Raw genomic sequence first — 17,937 nt, 5'->3', positions numbered from 1 at the left:
ATATTGAACCGTAAAGACTCTTATATCAAATTCGCCCGTCGAATTTGCGTCCGGATTACCTGAGCTCGCTCGATAAATTACCCTTAAAAAATCCGAGACATCCGCCGGAGGCTTAACTTTATTCAGCCGAGGTTTGGGCCCACACTGAATCGAAGAGCAACTTGCATTCATCCCCCACTTGTAGAAGTGGAGGATGAATGCTGAATGAAGTTAAACCATTAAATTCATTCGATGTATCATAAGAGCGGATCATCTTAATTCCAATACGAGCGTATCATAATTACTAGTAACATGAAAATACGTAAAAAAATAGTAAAACAATTTACAAAAATCCCACTATATTTCAGTATAACTTTTTAGTCAACCCTACATGTTATCCCCTGAAAAAATACCTGCTTCCTTTAGAACTCTTGTTAGTATGAACCACCTTTTATAAATAAGATACTTTCCTATGATAACGACCCTTCATAAAGTAAAAATATTCAGAAAATATATAAAAAACCATTTCCAGCTTTTCATTTCTAAGTATTCAGATTGGTTAAATTAAAAAAGACCGAATTCAAAGCGCACAAAAATTAATAGTTATTGGAAATAATAGAATCATTTTGGTTTCTTCTGTTCTATGAATAGTAGAACAATTTTGTTATAATAAGAGTAGAACAGATAGGAGGGATGGAGGGTGATTATTCATATCGAACCCCAATCGGATATTCCGATTTATACACAGTTGTCGAATCAGATTATTGAGGGGATTGCTCGAGGGAAACTGATTCCTGGGGATTCACTGCCATCTGTAAGAGCGTTTGCCGCAGATTTAGGTGTGAATATGCATACAGTGAGCAAAAGCTATCACCAATTAGAGAAAAAAGGTATTATTCGAATCGTACCTAAGTCCGGTGCTATCATTCGCTCCACAGATGAGCTATTAAAAGAAAATCTCTATGATGAACGATTTATCGATGCATGTAAACCTGTTATTGCGGAAGCATTGGTTGCTGGATTGACTAGAGAGCAAATTGAAGCACTTGTCTCCAGAGTAATCGATGATTTCAAGGGCAAGACATAATCCAAATGTCCTCATTCTATTTCCACTATTTACAAACATTGAAAGGAGAAACCTATATGGCATTTATCGTCTTTTTCATATTAATCCTGTTTATGGCCTGTATGGAGTCTGCCATCCCCTATTTAGTTAGACGGTCAGTTATATTTGGCGTATCTGTTCCAGAATCACATGTAACAGATGATAAGCTTCTAAGTTTTAAAAAAACCTATTCCATTATTGTCGCTGCTGTTTCTGCCACAACCCTCATCTTTTTCTTCTTTTGGTATAGCCAAACGAACCCAAACGAAGAACTCATGGTTTTAATCGGGACAGCCATTCAATTTGGCATCATGATATTGAGCCTTGCGCTATACTTTTTTTACCATGGAAAAACCGTTCAACGAAAAAAGGCTGAGAAATGGGGAGAAAATGTAAAGCAGGTCAAAACCGCTGACTTATCGGCAAGAGTTCAGGATGAAATGCTTCCATGGTCTGTCTTCCTACTGCCGATGTTCATTACAATCGGTGTCTTAATCTATACCATTATGAAATATCCAGTCCTTCCCGAACAAATCCCAACGCACTGGGGAATCAATGGTAAACCAGATGCCTTTACAGCTAAAAATCCTGTTTCAGCCATTCAAATGCCGTTAATTCTGTTAGTCATGCAAGCAATGATGATGGCTATAAATCTATCGCAGAAGCGTTCAGGTATTAAAGTAAGTGCTACAAATCCAAAAGGAACTCGTACTCGGCAGCTTGCATTAAGAAAGTATTCAAGCTGGTTTACATTTATCATAAGCGTGTTGCTTACCATGTTATTTTCATTCTTTCAATTATCCACGATACATGAGAACTTAGCAGGAGATGCCGTTATGTTTGCCTTGCCTCTGGTATTCATGCTTATTGTGCTGGCAGGTACGATTATTTTTGCAGTAAAAGTAGGAACGGCTGGGAATAAGTCTGCAGATGTACAAGCGGAAGGAATCGGGGACTATGATGAAGATGAATATTGGAAAGGCGGCCTTTTTTACTTCAACAAAAGCGACCCTTCCATCTTTGTGGAAAAAAGATTCGGAGTCGGCTGGACCTTGAACTTTGCCAACCCAATCGGGTACATCATAATACTCGTACCGATCATTGTGATTTTGACGCTTAGTTACTTATAGGTTTTGATGTAATAAAGAGGCAAGACAGTGGTCCTGCTTCTTTTTTTGCTTGAAAAACACGTATTTTTGTTAAATAGCTTTCTACTGCATTTTCAGCAAAACTCACTTATCTCAAACTCCCTTGTTTCAAACTCTCAAATTTCTCATGAAACTCCTCCGGAAATAGCGGCGGACAGAAGAGATAGCCTTGGATTTGCTGACAGCGGCGACTTTTCAAAAATTCCTTTTGTGTGTCAGTTTCCACCGTTCGAAGATAAGTAGAAATAAGTATAAGTCTACTTAACGCAAGGGCAAGAACGATAACCCCCTTACGGTTCGCATGAGAGAATTTCACTCTCACATCAAAGGTGTCAAGCTACATCACACAGATAGCCGAGGACATCTGAGGACCAGTACCACTGCCTTGATGGGTAATCCAATACCTGCTAAGTCTTTCGGTGTTGCACGTAAATCTACGATTTCATGGGCATGCTTTCTTCCTTACAGGTTCAACATGGCATTGCCACCGTACATGCAACTAGATTCGATATAATACATACAGTTTATTGTTAAAACTATAGTTCTTCCATTGCTGACCAATCTCTTTCCACTGGCTCCGTCTGTCCATTTGTAAGATAGAGTCTTTCTTTTTCTGATTTAAAATGTGGTGTGGAGGAATTTTTTCGATTCTTTTGAAGTGTAAACCTCTTCTGCCAATGACAAGTGCTGCACTTTCGTGTGAGCTAATCCCGTACTTTTTCATAAACTTATGCTGTCCAATTTGACTCGTATAGGCAGGATTTACTGCAATCGATTCAATACCAGCTGCTTCACATTTGCTTTGCAACAGCGATTGATAAGTGGAATAAGCAAAGCCACTTAACATTTTTGCTTGTTTTGAGGACATCTGCTTCAAATTTTGTTTTTTCCTTTTGAAATCTAAGTTCTCAAACCCAATTGGTTTTGCTTTTTTTACCGCATATTGGACGACCGCTTTTAAAGCTACGCTGAGGCTTTGCTTTGTTTGTTCGCTTGTGCAATGAGTTGATTGATAGGGAACTTGAAAGGAATACACGAGATTTCCAAATCCGTCTACATCGGATACAGCTAAGAAACCGTAGTTAAAATCAATCGAAAGAACTCCGTTGTTTTTCAATGTGATAATGGGCGGAACATCCACATCAACCGAAACGCATGCATACCAATGGCCACTCTTACGAACAAACTTCCACGTTAACGCTCTGTAGTATTTAACTGGGTTCCTTTTTCCTTTGGTATAACCTAGGCTGGAGATTTTGGCCTTATCTATATTTTCTTGTCCATAACCGAACTGAACATTTTTAAGGGTGACATAGTTGCCAAACACTTCTTCATCTTTTGAAAACACACGAATTCTCAGATGATTCTCTAAATCATACGTGCATGATTGATTCCCGAATGTTTCGTCTTTTGAACCGATAAAGGTGAATTGGGCTGCTCTTTTTTCTCCCCATTCTTTTTTCCACTGTTGAAAAGTCAGGCCATTTTCCTCAAGATGAAATTGTTTTTGGAACAGTTCTTTTGAGCCAAAACAAATCCTTACAATCCCATGATGAAAATCGCTCTCTACTTTCTTTAGTTTCAGGTTCATAGAATATAGCTTTCTTTTCTTTTGGTGAATAAATCTCTTTATATTCCGATATCGCTTCACCTTTTTAAGGAAATTTGCTTCATTTCCCTTCATTTTGAGAAGTGTAGATTGAAGTTTCGCTTTCTGTTCTTCTTTTGATTTGATCCGTTTAGTCGTGCTTTTGATTTTTTCATTCCATTCTTTCATATATAACTTCGATAATTCCAACTTTGATGAAATTCGGCCATCTAATTGTTTTTTGATGCTGTTATATTGACGAGCCGTTATGTTGTATGTAGCACAATAGAATTTCTTTACATCACCTGATGGTTTCTTTCGCACATATAAATCAACAAAGAGCTTTCTTTCTAGCATGCCAAAGTATTTGGCAATCTGATGGAAATACTCATAAACAGGTAGGGTGCTAGTATTCTTGAGAACGATTAGGTCATTCTTCAACTTCGTTTGATAGGTTTTGAACATCCATAATCGACTCCTTCACTGTTTTCTGTCGTTCTTTGCATTTTTCATTATGAATATTCTGAATTATTTTAGTTGACGCTCTTATTCCTTCTTTTGCTTCTTTCATTGTCATTAACTGACCCTAAATCAATTGTAATATTTACCATTTAAATATTCAAATACTAAAATAACACATTATTAATTTCTATATATTTCTACCTTTTTATACGAAAACGGTCAACTGTTGTTAACCCCTTCAGCTATTACATTCAGGTTCAGGTTATTTGCGAGTGAGATAATTATTGAGACAATAGCTGTATCTGTTTCTTCCCGATTATAGACGATGTCACGGACAAAGGATTGATCAATTTTCAAACGGTCGACAGGCAGATGCTTTAAGTAGGACAAGGATGAATAGTCTGTCCCAAAGTCATCGATTGAAATCTGCACCCCGATTTCCTTTAAATCCCTTAGCTTTTTCATCGCATAATCCGCATTCATCATTATACTTTCCGTAATTTCTAAATCTAAATATTTGGGCGCAAGCTGTGTCGCAGCTAACACTTCTTTGACCATTCCGACTAAATCCTCTTGGTAAAATTGCCTGATAGAAAGATTAACACTAATTGTCAGGGGAGGAAAGCTGTGCATATGCCGAAAAGGAACCCTATCTTTTCTTCATATTTTCCATCAACTGAGGAATAATAAGCAAAAAGTAATGAAAAGTGGTGCGTTTATGAAAAAAGGAACTATTCTTTTTCTATGGGTATTTCTTTTGTGTTTCCCCTCACAGGCTTTTGCAGAACGAGGAATCCCGATTCTTGTTTATCATTCGATTGATGAATACAAAGGAACCGGCCAAAAGGAACTGTATGTCACACCGAAGAATTTCGAGGAGCAAATGAGGTATTTGCGTGACCATGGCTACACGTTATTAACCTTTGAACAATGGGAGGATCGAAAGAAAGTGAATAAACCCATCTTTATTACCTTTGATGATGGGTATAAAAACAATTTAAAAGCCTTCGACATATTAAAAAAACTGCAAACGAGGCGCTTTAAACCAGCAGGTACGATTTTTGTTATCTCAGATTTCATTGGCGGTGTCGGACGCTTAACTTCAGCCGATTTGAAAATGCTGGCGAATTCGGGATTTTCCATCCAATCCCATACAGCAACACACCCAGATTTGACGAAAAGAGAGAAACTAGAATACGAACTCAAGGAGGCAAAGGGAAAAATTGAAAACATAACCCGCAAACCTGTACTTGCCCTATCCTATCCGTACGGAAATTTCAATCCTAGGGTAGTAGAAGAAACAAAGAAATATTATCAATTTGGTCTCACTACAACACCTGGTCCCTATAAGGAGCAGAACATAAAGAACGAACGCTATCTCTTACCAAGAATCTATGTCAAATACTCAACGACCATGGAGGATTTTGCTAGGATAGTTGAATAGGAAAATCCCTCTGCTTCCAAGCGGAGGGATTTTATTTGATTGGACAGGTTGAAGTTTCCCGCCTTCATCCATTTTATCGCCCCATTTGAATCGTAAATTTATAACGATCTGCACGATAGATGGATTTCACCAATTCAACAGGTGTACCATTCTGGAGGAATGTGTTCCTTTGAATAAGCATGACAGGTGCTCCTACCTTTACTTTTAAAAAGTTTGCCTCCATTTCTTCAGCAAGGGAAGATTCTATCGTTTGTGACGCACTCTCAATAATTATGCTTTGAGCCTCCATATAAGCATAAAGTGATTGATTGATAATTTGTTCCGTAAGACCCTTCAATAAGTTAGCTGAAATATAATTCGTTTCTAAGGCCATCGGAACGTCATCGGCTAAGCGAATTCTTTTAATTTCATAAACGGGGTCATATTCTTTTATATACAATTGATTTGCGATATGAAGGGTTGCCGGGATGATTTCAAATTGCAGTAATCGACTACTTGGTTTTAGCCCTCTAGCAGTCATATCCTCTGTAAAGCTTGTTAAACCAAGAAGGTGCTTCTCAATTTTCTGCTCAGAAACAAAAGTACCTTTCCCTTGAATTCTATAGAGTTTTCCATTATTCTCAAGTAAATTCAAGGCTTGTCTAACAGTCATTCTACTGATTTGATATTTTTCTGCAAATTCTCTCTCAGATGGGAGAGCATCTCCAGGTTGTAGGTTCCCACTTTCAATTTCTTCTTGAATGAGTTCTGCTAACTGATAATAAATAGGAATAGGAGAATTTTTTTCTATCATGTTATATTCACCTTTTTTCTTTCTAAACGACTGCTATTCGATTGGACTGACAGCGGAAGGGATATAACACCTTCCACGAAATTAAACAGCTATTTTCCCTATTGCGGCCTTGTCTGCGATAATTGTAACACAAGGATGTGTTCTTAAAATAGATGCTGGAAAATTTTCATTTACATCTCCTTGTAAAAGTTGCACTAAAGCATCCCTTTTGCTTTCTCCGGAAACTAGCAATAGAATTTCTTTGCTTCTCATAATACTGGCAATTCCCATTGTAATCGCATGGGTTGGTACCTCATCCAGGCTGTTAAAAAATCTCGCATTCGCTTCTCTAGTGGATGCCTCCAATTCGACAAGATGGGTTTCCGATTGAAACGAAGTATATGGCTCATTAAAACCAATATGTCCGTTACTGCCAATGCCAAGGATCTGCAAATCCACTCCGCCATGTGCTGCCAGCAGCTTTTCATACTCTACACAGAATTGCTGAGGATTCTGAGTATCACCTAGCGGAACAAATGTATTCGATTTTTGAATATCAATATGGTTAAATAACTGTTCGTTCATGTAAAAACGGTAGCTATTCGGATTCTCCCCGGAAAGGCCAATGTATTCGTCTAAATTAAACGTTGTAACATTGCGGTAGGAAGTGTTATTTTGTTTATGATTCTTCACTAATTGTTCATATAATCCAACAGGAGTACCGCCTGTCGCTAATCCAAGATTTAGCTTAGGGTTATGTTGTAATTTTCCAATAATAAATTCAGCAGCTTTACTGCTCATTTCTGCATAATCACTAACTTTTAATATTTTCATTTTGTTTCTCCTCCTCTTATAAAGGCACATTCTCCGCGGCAAAATGTCATCGCAACTTCAAGATTTTCATCCAAAATGACAATATCTGCATCCTTTCCTGTTGCAATACTTCCTTTGCGGTTAAAAAGATTTAATTGTTTTGCAGGATTAGTTGAGGCCATTTTAATCGTATCCTCTAGAGTACAGCCGGCGAAATTCAGCATATTTTTCAGGGCCTGCCCCAGTTTTAGAATGCTGCCGGCGAGTGTTCCATCCTTTAGCAGAGCTTTTCCATCTGCCACAGTTACAGCCTGGCCGCCTAAATCATAAATGCCATTTTTCAAGCATTTTGCTCTCATTGCATCTGTAATGAGAATTAATCCATGTTTTCCTTTTTGTTGGAAGGCAAGATTCACCATTTCAGGCCGGACATGCACACCATCTACAATTATTTCTGCTTTTAGTTCCTCTTGTAAAAAGGCAGCACCTACCACGCCTGGTTCACGATGATGAAGCCCCCTCATTTGATTAAATAAATGAGTTACATGATTTGCACCTGCCTCAATGGCTTGGATTACTTCTTCGTAAGTAGCATCAGAATGGCCAATAGAGGCAATTATGCCGTTCTCTTTTAAAAATCGCACCATTTCTAATCCACCTGGTAATTCAGGTGCTAATGTCACAAGCTTAATTGATTGTTTCGCTAATGCATTCCACTTTTTAAAATCATCTATATTTGAATTCACAATAAAATTGACTGGCTGTGCACCAGCTCGCACCTTGTTAACAAATGGCCCTTCAAGATGAATGCCAAGGATTTCAGCCTTACCCGGCTGCTGATGGTCCTGTATATAATTTCCGGCATTCATTAATGCATTTTCAATGATTGTCTGGCTCTGTGTCATTGTCGTTGCCAAAAAACTAGTTGTGCCTTCCTTTGGAAGCGCCGTAGTCATGGTTTCTAATGCATCAAAGGTTGCATCCATGACATCTGCCCCATTCACTCCATGAATATGGACATCAATCAAGCCTGGAATGGCTTTATAGCCAGATGGAACATCAATGACCCAATATTCTTCGGATGAACTTACCTTTTCTATTGGACCGTACTCCACGATTTTTTGGTCCTTTAAAAGCATATATCCAGATTCAATCATTTGATCTTCAGCATATATTTGCATTCCTCTTAGCAAAATAGGTTTAACCTTCTGTTTCATTGCAAACCCATCCTTTCCGATTTCGACCCAATCTTAGCATGTAAAGATATAGTTGTCTATACCAATTATAACAACATAATTTAAACAACAATAATAATTCAATTAGAACACCATGCTACATAAGGATATTTATTCTTTTAATCCCTATCTTTTATAATGTGGTATAGACAACTATATTATCTTGGTGATATAGTTGTTTCTAATCATTTAGTCAAAAGGAGAGATACTCTTATGTTTGGTCTTTTTAAACGTAAAAATAAAGAAGCAGCCAGTACGACGAAGATACAGGAAGAAAAGGCTGAAAAAGCTCTTGATTTTATTATGCCAATTGAAGGCAGGATAATAGCGATTACGGAAGTGGAAGATCCTGTATTTTCTGAAAAAATGATGGGGGACGGATTTGCCATTATTCCTGAAGCGGGCTTAGTCATTTCACCTGTCGATGGTGAAATTATCAACGTCTTCCCTACAAAACACGCAATGGGAATTCGGTCAAAGGAGGGATTTGAATTTCTTATCCATGTTGGATTAGAAACAGTTAACTTAAAGGGTGAAGGTTTTACAGCACTGGTTAGTGATGGAGATTGTATTGAAAAGGGACAGGAACTATTGAAGTTTGATTTAGACTATATTAAGAAAAATGCCACTTCTTCTGTTGTTCCTATCATATTTACAGATAATACAAAGATACATGTCAAAAAGCTCGGAAAAGTAAAACAAGGGGAAAGTGATATCTTGTCCTTTGAATAACAAGGAGTACAGCTAGTTCGAGTATTTCTTCGTAAAAGACTGTTTGAATGGGATGAAGTCTCAATTCAAGCAGTCTTTTTGTTATGACCAAACAAATGAATAAAGAAGGGATATGTATAGAATACTTCATGTACATAGATGAAAAGATTTTCATAAATGAGAGCTGATTATTGAAAACAGATGAAAACGGATTCAACTCCATTGAATATCCTTCGTTAGGCCTCTATGATAACCATGTAACGTAAATTAAATCGTTGTTAAAACATGAAGGAGGTTTCATCAATGAAAAAAGCTTTTGAAAAAGCTCAGCAGTTTGGTAAATCGTTCATGCTTCCGATTGCCGTTTTACCTGCGGCTGGTTTATTACTGGGTATTGGTGGTGCGCTATCTAACCCGAATACCGTTTCAGCTTATCCATTTCTCGATATTGCATGGCTTCAGGCTATTTTTACAATTATGAGTGCTGCAGGTAGTATTGTGTTTGCCAACCTGCCAATTATTTTTGCTGTTGGTGTAGCAGTTGGACTCGCTCGTTCTGATAAAGGAACGGCTGGATTAGCAGCTATGATTGGTTATTTTGTTATGAATGCTACTATTAGCGCCTTACTTGCTCTTACAGGAGAGCTTGCTGCAGAAAATTTAGCAGGAGCAGGTCAGGGAATGGCTGTTGGGATTCAGACACTAGAAACAGGTGTGTTTGGCGGGATTATCATTGGAATTGTGGCAGCCGCGTTACACAATAAATATAACAAAATACAGTTACCACAAGTATTAGGATTCTTTGGTGGATCACGATTTATTCCAATCATTGTGTCTTTCACTGCTATTATTGTCGGTGCCATCTTATTTGTGATTTGGCCTTATTTCCAACTTTTTATCAATCAACTTGGAGCATTGGTAACGACAACAGGTGAAATTGGGACATTATTATATGGTTTTATTTTACGTATGCTTGGACCATTAGGACTGCATCATATCTTCTATCTTCCATTCTGGCAAACAGCTCTTGGCGGTACGATGGAAATTGGAGGAAAGTTAATCGCCGGTACACAAAACATTTTCTTTGCTCAATTAGCTGATCCAACAACCGAACAATATTATGAAGGTGTATCAAGATTCATGTCAGGTCGTTTTATTACGATGATGTTTGGATTACCAGGTGCAGCATTAGCCATTTATCATTGTGCTAAACCTAAAAATAGAAAAGTAGTAGCGGGTATCTTACTTTCAGCAGCATTAACTTCTTTCTTAACAGGTATTACAGAACCACTTGAATTCAGTTTCTTATTCGTTGCTCCTATATTATATGTCGTACATGCTGCCTTTGATGGACTAGCGTTTATGATGGCAGATATTTTCAATATTACAGTTGGTCAAACTTTCTCTGGCGGATTTATTGACTTTATCTTATTTGGACTTTTGCAAGGAGTAGATAAAACAAATTGGCCATATGTACTATTAGTGGGAATTCCATGGTTCTTCCTATACTATTTTACATTCAAGATTTTAATCACAAAACGAAACCTGAAAGTGATTGGTCGTGAAGATGAAGAGCAGCAAACAGCTGGTGGAGCACAAGTTACCGCTACAGACCGTGCGAAAACAATCGTAGAAGGATTGGGTGGAGCTGAGAACATTGATATCGTTGACTGCTGTGCGACTCGTTTACGTGTAACCGTTAAAGATGGAGACTTGGTAAATGATGATATTATTAAAACAACAGGTTCAAAGGGAATTGTGAAAAAAGGAACTGGTATCCAAGTCATTTACGGACCACAAGTGACGATTGTTAAAAATGAAGTAGAAGAGCTACTAGATAAATAATGAAGGTAATTTCCTATAAGGACGTGTGAATATGCAACAAATATTAGAAAAGATTGAAAAAGGATTGATCGTTTCTTGCCAAGCTTTAGAAGGTGAACCCTTACACAGCTCATTTATTATGGGTCGCATGGCATTAGCAGCAAAAGAAGGTGGAGCAGTTGGAATTCGTGCTAATTCCGCTGCTGATATCGTGGAAATCAAGAAACAAGTGGATCTCCCTGTTATCGGAATCATTAAACAGGTCTACGGCGAGAATCCTGTTTTTATAACACCGACCATGAAAGAAATTGATGCTTTAGCAGCCACAGGTGCTGAAATCATTGCAACAGACGCGACCGCACGAATTCGTCCGGATGGAAGTGATTTAGAAACATTTTATAAAAATATAAAAGCAAAATACCCTAATCTAGTTTTAATGGCAGATGTATCGACTGTGGAGGAAGCCATTTTTGCTGAAGAATTAGGATTTGATATTGTAGCACCGACTTTATATGGCTATACAGAAGAAACAAACGGTTTGAAAATAAATGACCATGATTATTCCGTAATTAAACAGATTGTTAAAGAAGTGAAAAAAGCAAAGGTGATTGCAGAGGGAAATGTATCGACACCAGAAATTGCCCGATCTGTGTTAGATATTGGTGTTCATGCCGTTGTCGTAGGCGGTGCAATTACGAGACCACAGATTATCACGAAACGATTTGCTGATGCTCTGAAAAACGAATAAGGTAATAAGCAAATGTTTGCATAAATAACTCAGGCTCTTGCCTGGGTTATTTTTTGCGGGATGGATTTTGTTCTTTCGTATAGGAGTCCTTTCTACTCAGCAAAATACATCTTAAGCAGTCTTTTTTTAAAAAATTAATCATCTGAGGAGAAAAGATATGGAGTATCTTGGTGAGAATCTACTTAATGGAATCCTATGCAATATGGGGAACTTTACAAGCTCTGAGGCCGAACTAGCACATTATATCATACATAATCCTGATGAAATCAGTCAGCTGTCTATTAGCCAAATTGCAAAGAAGATTCATATATCACCAGCAACAATCACTCGTTTCTGTCAAAAGCTTTCTTTCTCAGGCTTTAATGAATTTAAGCATGAACTGAAACGATATATTGATTTAAGAAACAAACCTGTGATGAATAGCGATATTAAAAACATCGATTATTTTGCCAAGTTGTATCAAAACCATATTGACCTCATTGAAAATACGTTTCGGAAAATAACTTATGATAATATCCAGGAGGCTGTGACCCTTTTAAATGCTGCAAAGAAGGTTCATGTCTATGGAATTGGCAATTCAGGGATTGCTTCACAAGAATTCAAATGGAAGTTTTTCCGGATAGGCCTAAACGTAGAATCCATCACAGACCCGCATCAGGCAGCGATGGATGCCGCCTTGTGTACAGAAAACAGTTTAGTCATTGGAATTTCTGTTTCAGGTAACACAAAAGAAGTCATTGATGCCGTTAAAATTGCTAAGCAGCAAGGAGCAGCCATTCTTGCCATCACAAGCGAAAAAGAATCAGAGCTGTCCCGTTTAGCCAATTTAACACTCGTTGTAACCAGTAAAAGTAATATGCACATGGGGCAGAATATTTCCCCTTCCCTGCCGCTATTTTTACTCTTTGATCTTCTCTATACAGAACTAGTAGCCAAAGACTACATAAATCGTAATCAAATCCGCGATAAAACATTAAAAGCCTTAAAAGACATTCATTGAAGCAGAGAAACGATTCCCAAGCTTCTATGTTCTTTATGATTTTCATAAGTGTATAAATATCCTTAATATACTTAATGGACCCAGAAAATTCAACTTGCTATACAACTCAACTAATGATATATTGAAAAAGCGATGAGCTAATTTGCATAAGTCAATGGGCATGCTTTTGCTAAACGTATGAATGTGGTCATACGGTCCATTGCCGCAATACGCAGAAAAGACGTCTGTCCCTGACAGGCGTCTTTTGCATTTTCGATAAAAAGAAGAGAGCCGATTATTTTTGTATTTGCTCTTCTTTTCAACCGATAATATTTCTTCCCATTTAACCGCACTCGTAACCTATATAGAAGCAACCAAACCAGCCTTCTGATTGAGTGATTTTTGCAGACGGATGGTTTCCTTTTGGATGCTTGGGTATTGTTGAATTTCAGGGATAATTTTTATAGACGGGGCTCGTTTTCGATTGGCGGCATTAGCCATGTTTTCAAATACAAATAGCAGCTGAGCTAAATGTTGGTCTGAAAGGATTGGGCGATTTGCATTTTTTGAGCATTTTTCTAATAAAAAGGCTAATTGTTCAATTGAAAATAGGACCGGCCAGTAATAGGCAACTACTTGTTGGTTCACAGGAATTTCTCCTGATGCAGTACTATAAAGAGTTTGTACATGAAATAGATTGGTTCTCATTTTCATAAGTTCCCGGCTGTCAGGAGCATGAAATCCAGTTCCTTGGTCCGTAAAAAGAACGAATAAGCATTGTGCCTGGCTTCGGATCGTTTTGGTAATGACATACGGAAGAAGGCTTGATGCCGATTTTCTTCCTACCAGCCAAACTCCAATCAGACCAATGGCAATCCCAATCCCTACATCAATCATTCTAGCAGAAGCAAAATAGGAGAAGCTAAAGCTTCCCTGACTGGTGCTTTCCGCCATTAACAAAGCATTCGGTGTAAAAAATAAAGCTGCCAGACCGTAATTTTTCACAATAAAAAGCTCCGTTATAAACGTTAATAGAAAAATAAAAAAGATGATCATGTATCCAGTCGGATTGGTTGCAAGAATCAAACTTGCAATCACAATTCCTAAAAGTGTTCCAAGACCCCTTTGAATGGCTCGGTGGAAGGTCGCAACGAGGGTCGCACCTGACATGACGGCTACACAGGATAACGGCACCCAATAGGAACGCGCGAGCTCAGCCTGATAAGCGAATATCGCTGCAATCATAGTGATAACACCGAACCGAATGGCAGAAATAAACACAATGGAATTTTTATCAAACGCCCCCAATAGAATCGTTCTTAGGGATGGTTTTGAAATTTGAATCACTTCCTCAATCTTCGTGCTCGGTTCATTCATGACAGCATCCGCATCAAAAATAGCAGAAAACAGATTGATAACCGATTGATCTATGTCATTCGGTTGGAGGATTTTTTTAGGTATTACCTCCTTTTTCTTCCTATCCATTGAATAGGCGATTTCCCTTACAGCTTCCCCTACTTCACGCGGCAGCGCGGCACTTTTTTTTGAAAAGTGTTCCAGGATATATATAAAAATCACATTGGCATGATCGTTCAATACATACAATCGCTTGAAAAAGTCGTCTTCCCTCCAAGAAATATATCCAGCAGCAAGCGTTTCTTCTGCTTCCTTTAGCACGGACATGACCCGGTGTCTCTCCTCATGAAAAACCTCCGTCCCCACTGAATCAAGGAAGTCAGCAAGACCAAGGAAGACCCTTTTGACAACGCTTGTTTCCGGACCATGCGGCTCAATAAACCAGCCCATCATCGCAATGAGCCAGGAAAGTGCACCACCCACAAAGACAAGGCCCGCACGCAGCAGTACCAGCTCTGGCTGAACTTGCATCCCTGTTGTCATGGAAAATACTAAGACAAAAAAAATGGCCGACGGACCAATCATTTTCAATGCGCCGAAAATAAATATCGCAACTGCTCCAATTAATCCCATTAAAATAGAAACCACTAGCGGATAAGGAGCCGCAATCGTACCTAAGGCTGTAACAAGAGTCATTCCAAGCACAACAAAAAACAGCTTTTTCGCCCGCTGTGCATAGGGAATATTAAATACATAGAGATAGGTAAAGCCTCCCATCCCTGCAATCAATCCATATTCCAAATTTCCAACCAACAGTCCAATCAAAACGGGCAAGGCTGCAGCTACCCCAGCGCTAAAAGCCTTTACCCAAGGAAACGGCTTTCGATTCACTGTTAAAGCCTGTTTGAAAATAGATGGCGGTTTAGCAGCTGTAGATTCAGTTGTTTCTATTTTGTTCACACTCATCATAATCGCTTCTTTCCAGTTATGTCCCTCTTTCTAACACATTCATATTTATCCTTCCTTTTACGCGTAGGTGCTATTCGCAACTAAACGATTACCATTCACCTGCTGCAATATCCTCTGCCATAAGCATTTAAACGATTTGGATAAAAAACATTCCTTCAAATAAAAGGTTGATCCTCAAAGTGATCAACCTCTTAATCCATGCTTATTTATTTTTTATTCACTTGCCGTCCGCTTTTTTTCTGGCTTTGCGAGCCTGAATTTCCAATTTGAAATTCATTTCCTAGTTCAATATCATTTCGGTTATCTTGTCTTTCTTTTTGTGCTCTTGTTTGATTATTATTTTGCATACCTTGTTTTGACATCCCTTTCCATCTCCTTTCAAATAGTAACGATATTATTATGTACAAGCTCTGCGGAAAATACTTTTTTATTTTAGGCTATGTTAACGAATCATGTTGATGAGTCAGATTTTTGACTCATCCGTGAGAAATATCCATTTCTCACGCCTTTCAGCTGTGCTGAAAGGTTGCTTTAGATGAGTCAAAAATCAACAATGTTAATAAGCAAAGCTTTATTTTAAAATTGAATTCTGTAATTACAACGACAAAGAGGACAAGGAGTAATCGCTTTACTCCTTGTCCTCTTTATCCTTTCTAGGACCAAAGTTGTTTAATGAATGATGAATGATGTCTCGAGAAATCACCGCAACCCCCGTCACAAGTATCCCTTGAACCACTGACTCTATTTCAAATCCGTAGTGCAGCAAACAAGCTATTACCGCAAAAAACAACTGAATCCAAACATGACTCCACAAAGGAAGATAAGGAGTCTGACGCAAGAATAGACCAAGAAAAAACAAAACAGGAACCAAAATAAATGCATCCGGCCTAATATACATATTTAAGTCCATTCATCTCACCTGTGCTCTACCAAAATGATTAACTCTACCATAATCTATGCATATCCTACTGACACTGCTTGGACAGTTATGAAGTATCTTATAGAAAAAAGAATTGAAAGTGAAGGTATTCTATTATTTAGGTTCAATAGTAATAAAGACTTTTATAATAGTGTAAGAAGAGCCATTTCACTGCAAATGAAAATAGGTTCATTAGATGAATGGCCGAATAAAAAAACAGCTAGGTAAATAAAATTTGATTAAAATAAGAATCTTTATTATTTAGGAGGAATGAAATTGGGGAAAAAAGTTTTAGATGATTTTCTAACACCACAGTTAAATGAATTACACGAAAAAGGGCTGTACAATATCATCGATACAGTTGAAGGCCCAAATGGTCCTAAAGTACAAATAAATGGTAAAACCGTCATCAATATGTCTTCGAACAATTACCTTGGTCTTGCTGACAATGACAGATTGAAGAAAAAAGCGATGGAAGCCATTAATCGGTATGGTGTTGGCGCCGGTGCGGTGCGTACGATTAACGGAACCCTGCCCATTCACAATGAATTAGAAAAAAGAATCGCTGCATTAAAACATACAGAAGCGGCCATTGCCTTTCAGTCAGGATTCAATTGCAACATGGGCGCCATTTCAGCTGTCATGACAAAGAAGGATGCCATTATTTCAGATGAATTAAACCATGCTTCCATCATTGATGGCTGCCGTTTATCAGGAGCTAACATTCTTCGTGTAAAGCACCAAGACATGGATGATTTGCGCCGGGTAACAAAAGAAGCAACAGAAAGCGGACCGTATGAAAAAGTCATGTATATCACAGATGGTGTATTCTCCATGGACGGAGATGTCGCAAAGCTTCCTGAAATTGTTGAGATTGCTGAGGAATATGGACTCATCACCTATGTAGACGATGCACATGGGTCAGGCGTCATGGGGGAAGGGGCAGGTACAGTGAAGCACTTCGGACTATCCGACCGCATTGATTTCCAAATCGGGACCCTTTCAAAGGCAATTGGTGTTGTCGGCGGATATGTTGCCGGCACACAAAAGCTGATTGATTGGCTAAAAGTTCGTGCACGTCCTTTCCTTTTCTCAACATCTATGCCCCCTGGCGATGCAGCTGCTTGTATAGAGGCAATTGACATCATGATGGAATCAACAGAAAAGGTTGAAAAACTTTGGGAAAATGGCAACTACCTAAAAGAAGGCTTGAAAAACTTAGGCTTTGACATCGGACATTCCGAAACACCTATTACACCTTGTATGATTGGCGATGAAACTTTAACACAGAAATTCTCCCGACGCTTAATGGAGGAAGGTGTGTATGCAAAATCCATTACCTTCCCAACTGTACCAAAAGGAACAGGAAGAATAAGAAATATGCCTACAGCAGCACATACAAAGGAAATGCTTGATGAAGTTCTTGCCGTTTATGAAAAAGTAGGAAAAGAATTGAACATTATCTAACCAGTGAAGCAATCCTTTCACAGTTTACTAAAGTTTGGAGTTCATTCCATGCGAATAAATAGGTTTTAGCCTAAGACATGAACATCAAGAATATTGCCGGCGAGATGAGAAATCCTAAAAAAGCAGGGTAAATTATTTTCTAATATAACGATATGGACACTTATGCAGAAATGGATCTAACTTAACAAAATAGGTTAGGTCCTTGTTTAAAAATACCTTTTCAAGAATACTCAGAAGACTGAAAAGGATAAAATTTTGTAGCGTAAATATTATATTAAGATTATAATTTATTTGTAAAAAGAACAATTGTATTTTTGAGGAGTACTCTACATAAAGGCTCTTATTTTTGCCTCATTATTGGAATTGCCTCAGGAATGTGAATAGCCCTACCTTTAACCAGGAGAGCAGGAGGAAACAA

At 38.2% G+C, this 17,937-nt stretch carries 17 protein-coding genes; 8 read left to right on the top strand and 9 right to left on the bottom strand.

Annotation, left to right across the window (positions count from 1 at the left end; genetic code table 11):
* Nucleotides 1-679 precede the first annotated feature (679 nt).
* Together F4V44_RS02965 and F4V44_RS02960 are read left to right on the top strand one after the other, a co-directional pair.
* Nucleotides 680-1,066 carry a GntR family transcriptional regulator gene (locus F4V44_RS02965; RefSeq protein ID WP_150438501.1) on the top strand — a complete coding sequence of 129 codons (387 nt, stop codon included), beginning with the start codon at nucleotides 680-682 and terminating at the stop codon, nucleotides 1,064-1,066.
* A 56-nt stretch (nucleotides 1,067-1,122) separates the two neighbouring features.
* Nucleotides 1,123-2,214, top strand: a complete 1,092-nt coding sequence (locus F4V44_RS02960; protein WP_150438500.1) for a DUF1648 domain-containing protein — start codon at nucleotides 1,123-1,125, stop codon at nucleotides 2,212-2,214.
* A gap of 517 nt (nucleotides 2,215-2,731) precedes the next feature.
* On the opposite strand, the gene F4V44_RS02950 is transcribed toward F4V44_RS02960, so the two are convergent.
* Both F4V44_RS02950 and F4V44_RS02945 read right to left on the bottom strand, forming a co-directional pair.
* Nucleotides 2,732-4,285: an IS200/IS605 family accessory protein TnpB-related protein gene (locus F4V44_RS02950; RefSeq protein ID WP_150438498.1), complete on the bottom strand. Its 1,554-nt coding sequence runs from the start codon at nucleotides 4,283-4,285 to the stop codon at nucleotides 2,732-2,734.
* Nucleotides 4,286-4,501: 216 nt separating this feature from the next.
* Nucleotides 4,502-4,915: an EAL domain-containing protein gene (locus tag F4V44_RS02945; protein ID WP_150438497.1), complete on the bottom strand. Its 414-nt coding sequence runs from the start codon at nucleotides 4,913-4,915 to the stop codon at nucleotides 4,502-4,504.
* 85 nt (nucleotides 4,916-5,000) lie between these two features.
* On the opposite strand from F4V44_RS02945, the gene F4V44_RS02940 reads away from it, so the two are divergent.
* On the top strand, nucleotides 5,001-5,726 hold the full coding sequence (locus F4V44_RS02940; protein ID WP_150438496.1) for a polysaccharide deacetylase family protein: 726 nt from the start codon (nucleotides 5,001-5,003) through the stop codon (nucleotides 5,724-5,726).
* 73 nt (nucleotides 5,727-5,799) lie between these two features.
* On the opposite strand, the gene F4V44_RS02935 is transcribed toward F4V44_RS02940, so the two are convergent.
* From F4V44_RS02935 to nagA, 3 genes are all read right to left on the bottom strand, one after another.
* Nucleotides 5,800-6,519 carry a GntR family transcriptional regulator gene (locus F4V44_RS02935; RefSeq protein ID WP_150438495.1) on the bottom strand — a complete coding sequence of 240 codons (720 nt, stop codon included), beginning with the start codon at nucleotides 6,517-6,519 and terminating at the stop codon, nucleotides 5,800-5,802.
* Nucleotides 6,520-6,600: 81 nt separating this feature from the next.
* Nucleotides 6,601-7,332, bottom strand: coding sequence for a glucosamine-6-phosphate deaminase (nagB, locus tag F4V44_RS02930; protein WP_150438494.1), 732 nt, complete (start codon nucleotides 7,330-7,332; stop codon nucleotides 6,601-6,603).
* Nucleotides 7,329-8,528: an N-acetylglucosamine-6-phosphate deacetylase gene (gene nagA, locus F4V44_RS02925; RefSeq protein WP_150438493.1), complete on the bottom strand. Its 1,200-nt coding sequence runs from the start codon at nucleotides 8,526-8,528 to the stop codon at nucleotides 7,329-7,331. Before nagA ends, nagB begins: the two co-directional genes overlap by 4 nt.
* Before the next feature lie 231 nt (nucleotides 8,529-8,759).
* On the opposite strand from nagA, the gene F4V44_RS02920 reads away from it, so the two are divergent.
* The 4 genes from F4V44_RS02920 to F4V44_RS02905 all read left to right on the top strand — a co-directional run bounded on the left by F4V44_RS02920 (nucleotide 8,760) and on the right by F4V44_RS02905 (nucleotide 12,829).
* The gene (locus tag F4V44_RS02920; protein ID WP_150438492.1) at nucleotides 8,760-9,278 is read left to right on the top strand and encodes a PTS sugar transporter subunit IIA; all 519 of its coding nucleotides are present in this window, start codon (nucleotides 8,760-8,762) and stop codon (nucleotides 9,276-9,278) included.
* Nucleotides 9,279-9,560: 282 nt separating this feature from the next.
* Nucleotides 9,561-11,102 (top strand): maltose/glucose-specific PTS transporter subunit IIC, encoded by a 1,542-nt coding sequence (locus F4V44_RS02915; RefSeq protein WP_150438491.1) that lies wholly within the window; start codon nucleotides 9,561-9,563, stop codon nucleotides 11,100-11,102.
* A gap of 31 nt (nucleotides 11,103-11,133) precedes the next feature.
* On the top strand, nucleotides 11,134-11,829 hold the full coding sequence (locus tag F4V44_RS02910) for an N-acetylmannosamine-6-phosphate 2-epimerase (RefSeq protein WP_150438490.1): 696 nt from the start codon (nucleotides 11,134-11,136) through the stop codon (nucleotides 11,827-11,829).
* 157 nt (nucleotides 11,830-11,986) lie between these two features.
* The gene (locus F4V44_RS02905) at nucleotides 11,987-12,829 is read left to right on the top strand and encodes a MurR/RpiR family transcriptional regulator (protein WP_150438489.1); all 843 of its coding nucleotides are present in this window, start codon (nucleotides 11,987-11,989) and stop codon (nucleotides 12,827-12,829) included.
* A 137-nt stretch (nucleotides 12,830-12,966) separates the two neighbouring features.
* On the opposite strand, the gene F4V44_RS02900 is transcribed toward F4V44_RS02905, so the two are convergent.
* The 4 genes from F4V44_RS02900 to F4V44_RS02890 all read right to left on the bottom strand — a co-directional run bounded on the left by F4V44_RS02900 (nucleotide 12,967) and on the right by F4V44_RS02890 (nucleotide 16,043).
* Nucleotides 12,967-13,182: a hypothetical protein gene (locus tag F4V44_RS02900; RefSeq protein WP_150438488.1), complete on the bottom strand. Its 216-nt coding sequence runs from the start codon at nucleotides 13,180-13,182 to the stop codon at nucleotides 12,967-12,969.
* Complete coding sequence (locus F4V44_RS02895) at nucleotides 13,169-15,133, bottom strand: FUSC family protein (RefSeq protein ID WP_223881770.1); 1,965 nt, start codon at nucleotides 15,131-15,133, stop codon at nucleotides 13,169-13,171. The genes F4V44_RS02900 and F4V44_RS02895 overlap by 14 nt, the downstream gene beginning before the upstream one ends.
* A gap of 206 nt (nucleotides 15,134-15,339) precedes the next feature.
* A complete protein-coding gene (locus F4V44_RS27165; RefSeq protein WP_191090538.1) occupies nucleotides 15,340-15,495 on the bottom strand; it encodes a hypothetical protein in 156 nt (51 codons plus the stop codon).
* A 266-nt stretch (nucleotides 15,496-15,761) separates the two neighbouring features.
* A complete protein-coding gene (locus F4V44_RS02890) occupies nucleotides 15,762-16,043 on the bottom strand; it encodes a phage holin family protein (RefSeq protein ID WP_150438487.1) in 282 nt (93 codons plus the stop codon).
* Between the two features lie 285 nt (nucleotides 16,044-16,328).
* Here F4V44_RS02890 and F4V44_RS02885 point away from each other — a divergent pair, with 285 nt between their 5' ends.
* Nucleotides 16,329-17,519 carry a glycine C-acetyltransferase gene (locus F4V44_RS02885; protein ID WP_223881769.1) on the top strand — a complete coding sequence of 397 codons (1,191 nt, stop codon included), beginning with the start codon at nucleotides 16,329-16,331 and terminating at the stop codon, nucleotides 17,517-17,519.
* Nucleotides 17,520-17,937 lie beyond the last annotated feature (418 nt).

Source organism: Niallia endozanthoxylica (genome assembly GCF_008710145.1).
Taxonomy (GTDB): domain Bacteria; phylum Bacillota; class Bacilli; order Bacillales; family Cytobacillaceae; genus Bacillus_BD; species Bacillus_BD endozanthoxylica.
This window is presented reverse-complemented; position numbering and strand designations above follow the sequence as displayed.

What these genes read in the sequence shown, in the direction of transcription:
- F4V44_RS02960 (WP_150438500.1), top strand. Translation starts at nt 1,123, where the DNA reads ATGGCATTTATCGTCTTTTTCATATTAATCCTGTTTATGGCCTGTATG.
- F4V44_RS02950 (WP_150438498.1), bottom strand. Translation starts at nt 4,285, where the DNA reads ATGTTCAAAACCTATCAAACGAAGTTGAAGAATGACCTAATCGTTCTC.
- F4V44_RS02945 (WP_150438497.1), bottom strand. Translation starts at nt 4,915, where the DNA reads ATGCACAGCTTTCCTCCCCTGACAATTAGTGTTAATCTTTCTATCAGG.
- F4V44_RS02940 (WP_150438496.1), top strand. Translation starts at nt 5,001, where the DNA reads ATGAAAAAAGGAACTATTCTTTTTCTATGGGTATTTCTTTTGTGTTTC.
- F4V44_RS02935 (WP_150438495.1), bottom strand. Translation starts at nt 6,519, where the DNA reads ATGATAGAAAAAAATTCTCCTATTCCTATTTATTATCAGTTAGCAGAA.
- nagB (WP_150438494.1), bottom strand. Translation starts at nt 7,332, where the DNA reads ATGAAAATATTAAAAGTTAGTGATTATGCAGAAATGAGCAGTAAAGCT.
- nagA (WP_150438493.1), bottom strand. Translation starts at nt 8,528, where the DNA reads ATGAAACAGAAGGTTAAACCTATTTTGCTAAGAGGAATGCAAATATAT.
- F4V44_RS02920 (WP_150438492.1), top strand. Translation starts at nt 8,760, where the DNA reads ATGTTTGGTCTTTTTAAACGTAAAAATAAAGAAGCAGCCAGTACGACG.
- F4V44_RS02915 (WP_150438491.1), top strand. Translation starts at nt 9,561, where the DNA reads ATGAAAAAAGCTTTTGAAAAAGCTCAGCAGTTTGGTAAATCGTTCATG.
- F4V44_RS02910 (WP_150438490.1), top strand. Translation starts at nt 11,134, where the DNA reads ATGCAACAAATATTAGAAAAGATTGAAAAAGGATTGATCGTTTCTTGC.
- F4V44_RS02905 (WP_150438489.1), top strand. Translation starts at nt 11,987, where the DNA reads ATGGAGTATCTTGGTGAGAATCTACTTAATGGAATCCTATGCAATATG.
- F4V44_RS02895 (WP_223881770.1), bottom strand. Translation starts at nt 15,133, where the DNA reads ATGATGAGTGTGAACAAAATAGAAACAACTGAATCTACAGCTGCTAAA.
- F4V44_RS27165 (WP_191090538.1), bottom strand. Translation starts at nt 15,495, where the DNA reads ATGTCAAAACAAGGTATGCAAAATAATAATCAAACAAGAGCACAAAAA.
- F4V44_RS02890 (WP_150438487.1), bottom strand. Translation starts at nt 16,043, where the DNA reads ATGGACTTAAATATGTATATTAGGCCGGATGCATTTATTTTGGTTCCT.